The sequence below is a fragment of the Yeosuana sp. genome (genome assembly GCF_057126245.1).
Window position 1 is genome coordinate 24,419 of the sequence record NZ_DBNGMQ010000063.1, and the last position, 13,923, is coordinate 38,341.

Annotated in this window: 8 protein-coding genes; 4 read left to right on the forward strand and 4 right to left on the reverse strand. The window is 33.9% G+C overall.

Annotation, left to right across the window (positions count from 1 at the left end):
- The first annotated feature begins 42 nt into the window (after positions 1–42).
- Positions 43–6,093 carry an alpha-2-macroglobulin family protein gene (locus AC15TD_RS07555; RefSeq protein ID WP_484451530.1) on the forward strand — a complete coding sequence of 2,017 codons (6,051 nt, stop codon included), beginning with the start codon at positions 43–45 and terminating at the stop codon, positions 6,091–6,093.
- Positions 6,094–6,229: 136 nt separating this feature from the next.
- Here the strand turns inward: AC15TD_RS07555 and AC15TD_RS07560 are convergent, their stop codons facing one another.
- From AC15TD_RS07560 to AC15TD_RS07575, 4 genes are all read right to left on the reverse strand, one after another.
- Entirely contained in the window at positions 6,230–6,955 is a 726-nt protein-coding gene (locus AC15TD_RS07560; RefSeq protein ID WP_484451531.1) for an SDR family oxidoreductase, read from the reverse strand.
- Between the two features lie 84 nt (positions 6,956–7,039).
- Positions 7,040–7,561: a DUF4136 domain-containing protein gene (locus AC15TD_RS07565; RefSeq protein WP_484451532.1), complete on the reverse strand. Its 522-nt coding sequence runs from the start codon at positions 7,559–7,561 to the stop codon at positions 7,040–7,042.
- Positions 7,562–7,685: 124 nt separating this feature from the next.
- Positions 7,686–8,684 carry a GTPase ObgE gene (gene obgE / locus AC15TD_RS07570; protein WP_484451533.1) on the reverse strand — a complete coding sequence of 333 codons (999 nt, stop codon included), beginning with the start codon at positions 8,682–8,684 and terminating at the stop codon, positions 7,686–7,688.
- A gap of 82 nt (positions 8,685–8,766) precedes the next feature.
- Positions 8,767–9,876, reverse strand: coding sequence for an adenylate kinase (locus AC15TD_RS07575; protein WP_484451534.1), 1,110 nt, complete (start codon positions 9,874–9,876; stop codon positions 8,767–8,769).
- Between the two features lie 226 nt (positions 9,877–10,102).
- Here AC15TD_RS07575 and AC15TD_RS07580 point away from each other — a divergent pair, with 226 nt between their 5' ends.
- The 3 genes from AC15TD_RS07580 (at position 10,103) to AC15TD_RS07590 (ending at position 13,910) form a co-directional block, all read left to right on the forward strand.
- Entirely contained in the window at positions 10,103–11,257 is a 1,155-nt protein-coding gene (locus tag AC15TD_RS07580; protein ID WP_484451535.1) for a 5-(carboxyamino)imidazole ribonucleotide synthase, read from the forward strand.
- A 10-nt stretch (positions 11,258–11,267) separates the two neighbouring features.
- Positions 11,268–11,750, forward strand: coding sequence for a 5-(carboxyamino)imidazole ribonucleotide mutase (gene purE, locus AC15TD_RS07585; RefSeq protein ID WP_484451536.1), 483 nt, complete (start codon positions 11,268–11,270; stop codon positions 11,748–11,750).
- Between the two features lie 120 nt (positions 11,751–11,870).
- Positions 11,871–13,910, forward strand: coding sequence for a M3 family metallopeptidase (locus AC15TD_RS07590; protein ID WP_484451537.1), 2,040 nt, complete (start codon positions 11,871–11,873; stop codon positions 13,908–13,910).
- Positions 13,911–13,923: the final 13 nt, after the last annotated feature.

Here is a 13,923-nt window from a genome sequence, read left to right on the forward strand (position 1 = left end):
TGGAACAACTTTTGAAAGTTATTATTATATAATTTTTACTAAATGAAAAAGGCACTATCTATTTTATTCATCATTTTAATAGCTAATTTTTGTTCAGCCCAAGACGCTACCTATAGCAAACTGTGGAAGCAAGTTGAACAATTTGAAATGGATGGGTTACCCAAATCAGCCCTAAAAATTGTAGAAGAGATTTCAAAACAAGCTGAAAAAGAGAACAATCCATCACAACAAATTAAAAGCATGATTTACAAAAGTAAATTTGCTTTAGTTTTAGAAGAAGATGCACAACTCAGTATTGTTAATAATTTTAAAACTGAAATTACCTCCAGTGAATTTCCTAAAAAAAATATTCTTGAAAGCCTATTAGCGAACTTGTATTGGCAATACTTTCAACAAAACCGGTATAAGTTTTACAACAGAACTAAAACAAATGAAAAAGTTGATCCGACCGACTTTAGAACCTGGGATTTACAAACCTTATTTGATGAGACGCATCTGCTTTTTAAGAAGTCTTTAGAAAACGGATTGATGCTCCAATTAGAGCCTTTAGGTAACTATGATGATATCTTAATTCTCGCAAAAGACTCTAAAAGGTATAGACCCACATTATTTGATTTTTTAAATTATCTGGCCTTAGATTTCTATAAAACGAACGAATCTAGTATTACAAAACCAGCTTACAAGTTTGAAATTGATAAGCCTGAATTTTTGGCTGAATCAAAAGCATTTTCAACTTTACATATTGAATCAAAAGATTCTACTTCATTACAACTACGTGCTTTAAAAATTTATCAAGATATAATTGCCTTTCATCTAAAAGACAAACAGTCATTTGCGTTGACTGATGCCAACATTCAACGCTTAAAATTCGTAAATGAACATGGAACATTCGTTAATAAAGAGACGTTGTTTTTAAACACGCTTAAATCTGAAAGCGAAGACATGGCTAATAATGAGTTATCTGGCTTATATGATTTTGAAATCGCCTCGTTTTTTTATAAACAAGGCCTAAATTATCGTTCTGAAAATAACGATAGCACACGTTGGAAAATCAAAGAAGCCATAGATATTTGTAATCGTGTTATTTCACAATTCCCTAAAAGTTTAAGTGCTAAAAAATGTGCTACTTTAAAAAATCAAATTGAACAACAGACGCTTCAAATTACGACTGAAGAATTTTTACCAATACAAACAAATAGCCGTTTATTAATAACCTACAAAAACTTAGATGCGCTTTATCTCAAGACCTATAAATTATCTGAAAAAGAGTTTCAAAAATTCAACAAACTTTACAACGAGGTAGAACAATTAGCCTTTATTAAAAAACTAGATATTTACAAAGAATGGTATACGACTTTAAAGAATGAAGGCGATTACCAAACGCATTCAACCGAAATTTTAGTTCCAAAACTAGACAATGGCAGATTTTTAATCTTCGCGTCTCCAACAATTAGCAACAAAGGCGCTTCTGCTTTTAGCACTGTTCAGATTACTAATTTAGCATTGGTTGAAACGAGTAATCAAAGTCAGCATATTTTTCAAATTATAAACAGGAATAATGGCGCCCCTGTTGCAAATGCTAATGCAAGCCTTAAGTTTAATCAATATAATTCTAAAAGTACATACTCTGAAAATTTCAAATCCAACTCAAGAGGCGAAATACGCATTAAAAAAGACAACGACCGTTATAGAAATTTGTCCATAGAAGTAAAAGCCAATAAAGACACGGCTGTTTTTGGTAACTATTACATTAGTCAACTATATAAGAAAACGAAAGAAGAAACATCTTATAAATCCTTTTTATTCACCGACAGAAGTATTTACAGACCAGGACAAACAGTCTATTTTAAGGGCATTGCCATGAGAACCAACGATGGTAAATCTGAAGTTTTGGTAAATCACAAAATGACTGCTGTGCTATATGATGTTAACGACCAAGACCTTAAAGAACTGGATTTAATAACGAATGAGTATGGCTCTGTATCCGGAGAATTTATAGTGCCAAATTCCGGATTAACGGGTCAATATTATATTGAATTCGATTCAGAAACTGAAGATTTATTTACGGATTACTATTTTTCAGTTGAAGAATACAAGCGTCCAAAGTTTGAAACTAAGTTCTATCCTGTTACCAACACCTATAAAGTCAACGATTCTGTAACTGTAAAAGGAAACGCTTTGGCCTATGCGGGTAGTAATATTACAGATGCTAAAGTAGTTTATAGAGTTCATCGAAAAGTACAATATCCAAGATGGTATTATTGGTACCGACCGTCTTTTTCCAGAGAGTCTCAAGAGATTACGCATGGTGAAAGCATTACTAATAGCGAAGGAGAATTTGAAATCATCTTTAAAGCGCTGCCCGATCAAAGTGTCGACAAAAATAATTTACCCGTTTTTAACTATGAAATTACCGCGGATGTTACTGACCTAAATGGCGAAACCAAAAGCACTACAACCATTGTAAATGTTGGTTATCACGCTTTAGTCGCTAACATGTATATTGAAAACAAATTAGATAAAACAAAAAAAGACCATCAACTCACGATTGACACCAAAAACCTCAACGGTGAATTTACTCCTGCAAAAGGCGCTATAAAAATCTATAAACTAAAAGCTCCTAATTCTGTATTAAGAATCAGACCTTGGGCGACTCCCGATTATCAGGAGTTTACTGAAGACAACTTTAAAACCCTGTTTCCACACGATGCTTATAAAGATGAGCATGATCCCAATAACTGGAAAAAAGGTACATTGGTTTTTAAAAAAAACTTCGATACCAATAACTCAAAAACATTAGACTTAGGAAACATAAAACGATGGGAATCTGGACAATATCTAATCACTTTAGAAAGTAAAGATAAATTCGGTCAGTTGATTAAAGACGAGATTAAAACAACCTTATATAGTCATGATGACAAATCAATATCCGATAATCAATTATTCAGCATAACAACTGATAAAGCTAATTACAAATCTGGAGAAACAGCCATTATTACGTTTGCTTCGGCTGCAGAAAATTTGAATATTACCATAACTGTTGAGAAAAACCATAAGGTTATTAACACCTATATTCTTCATCTTAATAACAACAAAAAAACCATTACGGTTCCCGTAACTAACAGCGATATTGGCGGTTTTGCAGTAAATTATAGTTTTGCGGCGTTTAATAGTTTTCAATCAGGTACGGAGATTATTTCGGTTCCCTACCCGAACGCTCAACTAGACATTGAAACTATCACCTTTAGAGATAAATTACAACCCGGAACGAATGAAACTTGGAGTTTTAAAATTAAAGGTCCGCAAGGTGATAAAGTATCTGCAGAATTATTAGCAAGTATGTATGATGCGTCGCTCGACCAGTTTACATCGCATTCTTGGAGTTTTAACCCAATTTACCAGCCAACATATGATTCATATAACCAAAGTAATGCTAACAGAAGCTTTGGAACAAAACACTTTAGAGTATATAATGAAAGAACATACTACAACTACAAACAACAAAACTATGATGCCTTAAATTGGTTTGGGTTTTATTTTGGAAGGCAAAATATAATGATTAGAGGCGCTTCAAATGTAAAGAGCGTGTTAAGTGCCAAAATATCTGGAATTTCTACTGTTGAAGACGATATGGAAGTTGAAGAAACTGCTAATTTTTTAGAAGATGGCGCTGCCTTAGATGAAGTTGTGATGGTTGGTTATGGAGAAAAGAATTCAGAAGATAAAGAGTTTAATAAAGATTCTAATTTCAACAACATTAAAATCCGTAAAAACCTTCAAGAAACAGCCTTTTTCTTTCCTCAGTTACAAACTGATAAAGATGGAAATGTAAGTTTTAGTTTTACTACACCAGAAGCCTTAACCCAATGGAAACTGCAATTATTAGCACACACCAAAACAATGGAAAGTGCTACTAAAACCTTGACAGCAGTAACGCAAAAAGAATTGATGATTATCCCCAATGCACCTCGTTTTTTGCGTCAAGGTGACCAAATAACCATCAGTACAAAAATTTCAAATCTTACAGAAAATCAATTATCTGGTCAAGCTATTTTACTATTAACTGATGCCATTTCTGAAAATACGATCGACGCAAAACTTGATAATTTAAACAATATAAAATCATTTAGTGTTGACACCTTGGGCAACACCCAAGTGTCTTGGAACTTAACCATTCCAAATGATGTTGATGCTGTTCAATATAAAATCATAGCAAAAGCAGGTGACTTTAGTGATGGTGAACAAAATGCGTTACCCGTTTTAAGTAACAGAATGTTGGTTACCGAAACCTTACCTATGTGGATACGCTCAAACGAAAGTAGAACGTTCACTTTAGATAAATTAAAAACGAATACCTCAGCCACACTAAAACACCATAAATTAACTTTGGAAATGACTTCTAATCCGGCTTGGTATGCCGTTCAGGCGCTTCCTTATTTAATGGAATACCCATATGAGTGCAACGAGCAAACGTTTTCTAGATATTACGCTAATGCCTTGGCAAGTCATACTGCTAATGCGAACCCAAGAATTCAGGAGGTATTCAATCAATGGAAATCTCAAGATCTGCTGATTTCAAATCTTGAAAAAAATGAGGAACTAAAATCGTTTCTCATTCAAGAAACACCATGGTTACGCGATGCGCAAAGCGAAACCGAACAGAAAAAACGGATTGCCTTATTATTCGATTTAAACAAGATGAATAATGAATTGCAATCGGCTATCAATAAACTGAAAAATAATCAAATGTCTTCGGGTGCTTGGGCTTGGTTTAATGGCGGTAAAAAAAATCGATACATTACGCAACATATTATTACTGGTTTCGGACACTTAAATAAACTTGGTGTCACCCTGAGCGCCGTCGAAGAATCAAAAATGACAGAAAAAGCGATTCATTATTTAGATGCTGAATTTATAAAAGAATATAAAGGCCTAAAAAAATATGATTCAAAAGCCGATTTATCAAAAGACCATTTAAGCTATATGCAGTTACATTATTTGTATATGCGAAGCTTTTTTCCAGAGATTAAAAAATCAAAGGAAATTGAAGAGATTACAGCATATTATCAAACACAAATCAAAAAATATTGGTTAAAGCGTTCACTATATGCCAAAGGCTTAATGGTCTTAGTGTCTGATCGATTTGGTGATAAAACGACGGCTTCTAAAATATTAAAATCACTTAAAGAAAATAGCATCACCAGTGACGAATTAGGCATGTACTGGAAAGAGAATACAAACTCTTGGTATTGGTATCAAGCACCTATTGAAACACAAGCTTTAATGATTGAAGCTTTTTCAGAAATTGATTCAGATAAGGGAACCATTGACAATTTAAAAATCTGGCTGCTTAAAAACAAGCAAACCAACCAATGGAAAACCACCAAAGCCACCACCGATGCTGTTTATGCCTTATTGTTTCAAGGAACTGATTGGCTATCTGTAACCGATATGGTGGATGTAGTTATTGGTGGAGAATACATAGACCCTTCAATACTAGAAGACGTAAAAGTAGAAGCTGGAACGGGTTATTATAAAACCTCATGGACGTCTTCTGAAATCAAACCAGAAATGGCCGAAGTGACGCTCACTAAAAAAGGAGACGGTATTGTTTGGGGCAGTTTATATTGGCAATATTTTGAAGATTTAGATAAAATAACATCGGCTGAAACTCCTTTGCAATTAAAGAAAAAATTATTCTTAAAAACCAACACAGATACTGGTGAAGAGATCTCTGAAATCACTTCAGAAACGCATTTAAAAGTGGGTGATTTAGTTCGTGTTCGTATTGAATTACGCAGCGATAGAGCGATGGAGTTTATTCATATGAAAGATATGCGTGCTTCTGGTTTAGAACCTATTAATGTCCTGTCCCAATACAAATGGCAAGATGGTTTAGGCTACTATGAAAGTACCAAAGATGCTTCAACCAATTTCTTTTTTGATTTTTTACCAAAAGGGTTTTTTGTATTTGAATACGATTTAAGAGTGAACAATGCTGGAAATATGAGTAATGGCATTACCACCATTCAAAGTATGTACGCTCCCGAATTTAGCAGTCATAGCGAAGGAACTCGCATTTCTATAGAATAAATAAGGCTGTCTAAAAAGTAAATAAAACCCGTCATTACGAACTCAATGAGGTAATCTTATGATGTATTACTACATACTTACAGATTGCTTCGTTCCTTGTAATGACTTAAAAAAATGCGTTTTCGACAGCCTCATATTATTTTGAAGGCGGCATGGTTGGCCTAACTTCTATTTTACTTGGCAGTGTTCTTGGATTCATTTTAATTAAATCGACCACTAATTCACCAATATCCTCACTTTGAATTTTCCATGCATCATCAGGATTTGGCGTGTGATTATTAAAATGTGTCGCAACTGACCCCGGCATAATTGCACTTACTTTAATATCATACTTACGTAAATCTAACATAACAGCTTGCGTAAATCCTGTAACTCCAAATTTACTGGCGTTATAAGCTGATCCATTAGCAAAGAAATTTGTTCCTGCTAAACTTGAAATGGTTATAAAATACCCTTTTGATTTTTTTAAAGCTTCTACACTAGATTTGATAGAATAAAAAACGCCTGTAAGATTAGTGTCGATCGTTTCGTGCCATTGTTCTAAAGTCAAATCTTCTATTGACCCAAAATGCCCTAAACCTGCATTAGCAATCACAATATCTAATTGCTTGAAATGTTCTAAAACGGTTTGAACGGCTAGTTTTTGGCTTTCATAATCTCTCACATCTGCCTTCACACCAATTGCCTTTGCTCCTACTTTTGAGTTAGAATTAAGAGCATCAGCCGCTTTTTGTGCGCTAATAAGACTTCTGCCTGTAACAACTACATGAATACCCTGATTTAGAAGAGCTTGTGCAATTCCGTAACCTATACCTTTTGTGCCTCCTGTTATGAGCGCTACTTTATTTTTTAATTGATTCATAATTTTTCGATTTTATGTAAAATTACAAAATGCATATGCTAAGACTAAATATAAAATGTTATGATAATTATAAAGTTTGAATCCTTATCGCTTAGGCGGATATTGAGATAACATTTTCTCAACAATACCGCTTAATTGTGCTTCTCGTTCTTTTGGTATTCTATTAGGGCTATAACTAGATTCACTAACTGCTTGCCAAAACAATTGCTTCTGGTTTTCATCAACAAAATCAATAATGATTTGTCTATTTGCTGATGATTGACCAATTGGCAACCCAATTGATATACCACCTCCCATATTTCCGCCACCACCACCTAAACCAACCCCAACCGTATTTCGTTGAGCAGGTTGAAACGTACTACTTTTAATATCAATAAAGAAATCCGGTGTTTCTGAAAATCTGATTCCAAGTGACTCCAGTTTAGCATCCAATGCTTCCAAAAAACGTTTGGTATCTAATTCGCTCAAACCCGTTTTCATATCACTATAATAGTTATAGGTTTTGTATTTAGTGAAGTTTGTTCCTTTATCGTAATCATAATTGACACGAATTGGCGCACAAGACATAGCACCTAAGATAAAGGTTAAAATAAGAAGGTTTTTCATCTCTGTATTTTTAATTAAAGTTAATCAAAATTTATTCCATGATCAGAATCTTAGGAAAAAAACTGTTTACGAGATAAAAATGAAAAGTCTAAAGTTTGATAATACAAAACAAAGCACGTATTATTTAAGTATTCAACATTTTCCACAACGTATCCTTCAATGCTCTTAAACCTTTTTGCGCTACCGACGAAATAAATAAATAAGGAATAGGTAACTCGTTATCTAGTTCTTCTTTAAGTTCTGCCTTTAATTCTTCATCTAACAAATCAGATTTAGATATAGCTATAATACGTTCCTTGTCTAACATTTCCGGATTGTATCGTCTTAACTCATCTAAAAGAATATCATATTGTTTTCTAATATCTTGGGCATCTGCCGGAATTAAAAATAATAAAATAGAATTACGCTCAATATGACGTAAAAAGTAATGACCAAGACCTCTACCTTCTGCAGCTCCTTCAATAATCCCCGGAATATCAGCCATAACAAAGGTTTGAAAATCACGATATTTTACAATTCCAAGATTAGGTTTTAAGGTGGTGAATTCGTAATCGGCTATTTTTGGTGTAGCTGAAGTGATTACAGACAAAAGTGTAGATTTTCCCGCGTTTGGAAACCCTACCAACCCGACATCTGCTAACACCTTTAATTCTAAAGTAATATGCTTCTCTTCTAGTGGAAGTCCCGGTTGTGCATAACGTGGGGTTTGATTAGTAGACGATCTAAAATGCCAGTTTCCTAGCCCTCCTTTTCCTCCTTCAGCAATTATTTTTTCTTCCCCTTCTTCCGTAATTTCAAAGATAATATCGTTGCTCTCCGTATCGCGTACAACAGTTCCCAATGGCACATCTACATAGACATCTTCACCATCGGCTCCAAAACTTCGGCTCTTGCTTCCATGTCCACCATGACCCGCTCTAATATGTTTTTTGAATTTTAAATGTAATAAGGTCCATAAATTTGAATTACCACGTAAAATAACGTGTCCACCACGACCTCCATCTCCGCCATCTGGTCCTCCTTTAGTGATAAATTTTTCTCGATGTAAATGTGAAGATCCTTTGCCTCCATTACCCGAAGACACAAACATTTTTACATAATCAACAAAATTTCCTTCTGTCATCTTATTTTTATTTGATTTTTGTTGAGTTGTTAAATTGAGTAATCTTTAGAAGTTTAAACAACTAGGCGAATAAAGGCACTTCTTAAAGCGCATCTATTACTTTACTTAAACGCAATGTAATGTCTTCAATACTACCTACGCCATCTACTCCAAAATATTTGTTTTGAGCAGAATAATAGTCCTTTAAAATAGCCGTTTTATTATAGTATTCAGTAATTCTATTCCTTATAATTGATTCATCAGCATCGTCAGCTCTTCCACTGGTTTTTCCTCGTTCTAACAACCGATTAACCAACACATCGTCCTCAACTTCTAAAGCCACCATTGCACTAATAGCAGAATCTTTGCTGTCCATTAATCTATCAAGTGCTTCTGCTTGTGCATTGGTACGTGGAAACCCATCAAAAATAAATCCATTAGCATCGGCATTTTTTTCAACTTCGGCATTCAGCATATCTATAGTTACTTGATCTGGAACCAACTCCCCTTTATCCATGTAGGATTTGGCTAGCATTCCTAAAGCCGTTTCATTTTTTATATTAAACCTAAACACATCTCCTGTAGAAATATGTATAAGATTATATTTTTCCTTTAAAAAGTTTGCCTGAGTTCCTTTTCCTGCGCCTGGAGGTCCAAATAGCACTAAATTTGTCATGTGTTGTGTTTCTTTAATTTGATATACTTCTGGTAAATTTCGCCCTAATCCATCATAGTCAAGTCCATAACCAACAATAAATTTATTAGGAATTTCTATACCAACATAATGTAATTTAAAATCTTTTTTATAGGCCGCAGGTTTATAAAAAAGTGTTGCTATTTTAAGTGCTTTAACCTGTTCGTTTTTAAAAATTCTATGAATTTCTGCCAAGGTATTACCTGTATCAATTATATCTTCAAGAATAACAACGGTTCTACCTTTTAAATCTTGCGTTAATCCAATCAATCTTTGTATATCTTCAGTAGATTTAACACCTTCATAAGAGGCTAGTTTTATAAAAGTTACTTCACAAGGTTTTGGATATTTTTTCACAAAATCACTTACTACCATAAATGATCCATTTAAAACACCTACAAACACCGGTATTTCATCTCCGATATCATTATGAATTTCATTAGCTAAACGCTCAATAGCCGCATCTATTTCTTGATTTGAAATAAATGGTTTAAAATATTTGTTATGAAGCTTTATCACTCTTATCAAATTTTAAAAGATGCAAAGTTACGGAAATCATTGACTAATACCGATTTTTTGATTTAGGAATTGAGAAGTAATTTTATCTAATCAAGTGTATTTTAATAATTCATAGATAAAATCTGGAATAATTATTCGTTTATTACATCCTTATTATTACTATGCTCTTTTCATTTTTAAATGTATTTTTGCATATCCATAAATCATTTTAGTAAAAAATAATTTCATGAATTACTTTTCTTCAAATTTTAAACTTGGGATCCTAGGCGGTGGACAATTAGGTAAAATGCTACTTAATGACACTAGAAAATTTGATATTTATACCTGTGTTTTAGATGCGAGTAAAGAAGCCCCTTGCAGCATTGCAAGTAACGAATTCCACTTAGGAAATTTAATGGATTACAAGACCGTTTATAATTTTGGAAAACAGGTAGATGTCCTCACCATTGAAATTGAAAATGTAAACGTTGATGCATTAGAAACTCTAGAAAAAGAAGGTGTGAAAGTATATCCTAGTTCAAACACGTTGCGAACCATACAAAATAAAGCCACTCAAAAGTTATTTTATAAAGATCATAATCTGCCTACAGCACCTTTTTCTCGTTTTGCTTATACCTCAGAAATTAAAGTCGCTATTAATCATGGTGGTTTAAATTTTCCGTTTGTTTGGAAAAGTGCTCAATTTGGTTATGATGGGCAAGGTGTAAAAATCGTAAGAAATATTGAAGATTTAAATGGCTTACCAAATGTAGAATGTATTGCTGAAGCCTTAATTCCTTTTAAAAATGAATTGGCTGTTATTGTGGCTAGAAATGTGTCAGGAAACACAAAAGTATATCCCGTTGTTGAAATGGAATTTCACCCTGAAGCGAATCAAGTGGAATATGTTATTTGTCCAGCCAGAATAACTGTTGACATTGCAAAAAAAGCGGAAGAGATTGCCTTAAAAACATCTGCTGCCTTCAATCATGTAGGTCTATTGGCCGTTGAAATGTTTCAAACACATGATGACACCATTCTAATAAATGAAGTGGCACCAAGACCACATAATTCTGGTCATCATACTATAGAATCGAGTTACACATCACAATTTGAGCAACATATAAGAGCCATTCTTAATTTACCTCTAGGAAGAACAGACAGCAAAGTTGGAGGCATTATGGTTAATTTAGTGGGTGAAGAAGGTTATGATGGCGATGTTGTTTACCAAAATATTGAAACCATAATGAAAATGAATGGTGTAACTCCACATATCTATGGAAAAAAACAAACACGACCCTTTAGAAAAATGGGACACGTTACCATTGTTAATGAAGATTTGAGTGAGGCAAGAAAAATTGCCGAAGAAGTGAAAAATACGATTAAAGTAATTTCAAAATAAATATTAAGTTATGAGTAAAGTTGGAATAATCATGGGAAGCAAAAGCGATCTTCCTGTTATGCAAGATGCCATAGATATTTTAAGAGGTTTTGATATAGAAATTGAAGTTGATATTGTTTCAGCTCACAGAACACCTGAAAAATTATTTGATTATGGGAAACATGCTCATGATAAGGGATTTTCTGTAATAATCGCCGGTGCTGGTGGCGCCGCTCATTTACCAGGTATGATTGCCTCTTTATCTCCGCTTCCCATTATTGGCGTCCCGATAAAAAGCAGTAATTCTATTGATGGTTGGGATTCCGTTCTTTCTATTCTTCAAATGCCTGGAGGAGTTCCTGTCGCTACCGTAGCACTTAACGGTGCCAAAAACGCAGGCATTTTAGCAGCTCAAATAATAGGCTCTAGTGATTCTGGTGTTTTGAACAAAATTCTTATTTACAAAGAGGGCTTAAAAGAAATGGTGATTAAATCTGCTAACGAATTAAAATAAAAAACCTCAGATTTATCCGAGGTTTTTTGAGTATCAATTTGAATTAGTCACTTTTCAAAATAATAACAGCAAATATACAAAAAAAACTATGCATGCATAGTTTTATCAAAATTTAAAAAAATGTCTCATAATATATTATTAAAACCATTTGCAACAGCATATAATACAGCTCCATTTTCAAAAATAAAAAATAAGGATTTTCTCCCTGCTTTTAATCAGGCAATACAAGATGCCAAAGCTGAAATTGATGCCATTGTAAATAACACAGAAGTGCCGTCTTTTGAAAACACTATTGACGCTTTAGATTTTTCAGGTGAGCAATTAGATAGAATTTCTAGCATATTTTTTAATTTGAATTCAGCCGAAACTAACGAGGAAATCCAAAAAATCGCACAAGAAGTATCACCTTTATTATCAGAATTCAGCAACGATATCGCTTTAAACAAAACTCTTTTTAAACGTATTAAGGCTGTTTACCATCTTAAAGGTTCTCTAGATTTAACTATTGAACAACAAACACTTCTTGATAAAAAATATAAAAGTTTCTCAAGAAATGGGGCTAATTTACCCGAAGAAAAAAAGTTAAAACTTCGAGACATCGACAAAAAACTAAGTCACTTGAAGCTGAAATTTGGTGAAAATGTATTAGCTGAAACCAACAAGTTTGAAATGCTAATCACTAACGAAGAAGACTTATCAGGCTTACCGGAAGGAACTATTGAAGCAGCTAAACAATTAGCAGAATCAAAGGACAAAGATGGCTGGTTATTTACGTTAGACTATCCGAGTTACATTCCTTTCATGACTTACGCAGATAACAGAGTGTTAAGAAAAAAAATATCCATTGCAGCAGGTAAAAAAGGATTTCATAACGATGCACTTGACAATCAACAGCATGTTTTAAATATAGCTAAACTTCGTTTTGAACGCGCACAATTATTAGGCTATAAAACCCATGCACATTTTGTGTTGGAAGAACGCATGGCAAAAACCCCTGAGATGGTGGCATCATTTCTAAATGAATTATTAGAAAAGGCGAAACCGGCAGCACAACAAGAATTTGGGAATCTTCAGGATTTCGCCAACAGTATAGATGGTATTGAGCAATTAGAAAAATGGGATGATGCTTATTACTCAGAAAAGCTAAAACAAAACTTATTTGATTTAAATGATGAAAAACTTAAACCATACTTCAAGCTAGAAAACGTTATTAACGGCGTCTTTCTGGTTGCCGAAAAATTATTTGGTTTACATTTCGAAAAAATTAATACCATTGATAAATACCACCAAGATGTTCTTACCTTCAAGGTAATTAATGATGAGGATGATTTAGTGTCTATTCTTTATGCCGATTTCTTCCCAAGACCCGGAAAACGAAACGGAGCTTGGATGACGTCTTACAAACCTCAGTTCGTTAAAAACGGAGTGAATAGTAGACCACATATATCTATAGTTTGCAACTTTACCAAGCCAACAAAAAGCAAACCGTCTTTGTTAACCTTTAATGAAGTTACCACGTTGTTTCATGAGTTTGGTCATGCCTTACATGGCATGTTAGCAAACACAACCTATCCTAGTATATCTGGAACCAGTGTGTTTTGGGATTTTGTTGAATTACCAAGTCAGGTGCTTGAAAATTGGTGCTACGAAAAAGAAGCGTTGGAATTGTTTGCTACCCATTACGAAACTGGAGAAGTGATACCCATGGATTTGGTTAAAAAAATCAAAGATTCTGCAACTTTTCATGAAGGCATGCAAACACTGCGTCAGTTAAGTTTTGGGCTATTAGATATGAGCTGGCATGGTATAGATCCAATATCCATAACAGATGTAAAAGCGCATGAAGTTGAAGCTTTTGAAAACACAACCTTATATCCTGATGTTAATGAAAATTGTATGAGCACATCGTTTTCACATATCTTTCAAGGCGGTTATTCTTCCGGATATTATAGTTACAAATGGGCTGAAGTTCTAGATGCTGATGCGTTTGAATATTTTAAAGAAGCTGGTATTTTTGATAAAGAAGTAGCGACAAAGTTTAAAGACAATATTTTATCTCAAGGCGGCACTCAAGATCCAATGGAGCTATACAAGCGCTTTAGAGGTCAAGAACCTCAACCTGACGCCTTATTAAAACGTGCTGGATTAATAAAATCTTAAATGTCTAATTTTT

Coding starts and splice junctions, on each gene's coding strand:
- obgE (WP_484451533.1), bottom strand. CDS start 8,684: ATGACAGAAGGAAATTTTGTTGATTATGTAAAAATGTTTGTGTCTTCG.
- AC15TD_RS07590 (WP_484451537.1), top strand. CDS start 11,871: ATGTCTCATAATATATTATTAAAACCATTTGCAACAGCATATAATACA.
- AC15TD_RS07560 (WP_484451531.1), bottom strand. CDS start 6,955: ATGAATCAATTAAAAAATAAAGTAGCGCTCATAACAGGAGGCACAAAA.
- AC15TD_RS07580 (WP_484451535.1), top strand. CDS start 10,103: ATGAATTACTTTTCTTCAAATTTTAAACTTGGGATCCTAGGCGGTGGA.
- purE (WP_484451536.1), top strand. CDS start 11,268: ATGAGTAAAGTTGGAATAATCATGGGAAGCAAAAGCGATCTTCCTGTT.
- AC15TD_RS07565 (WP_484451532.1), bottom strand. CDS start 7,561: ATGAAAAACCTTCTTATTTTAACCTTTATCTTAGGTGCTATGTCTTGT.
- AC15TD_RS07555 (WP_484451530.1), top strand. CDS start 43: ATGAAAAAGGCACTATCTATTTTATTCATCATTTTAATAGCTAATTTT.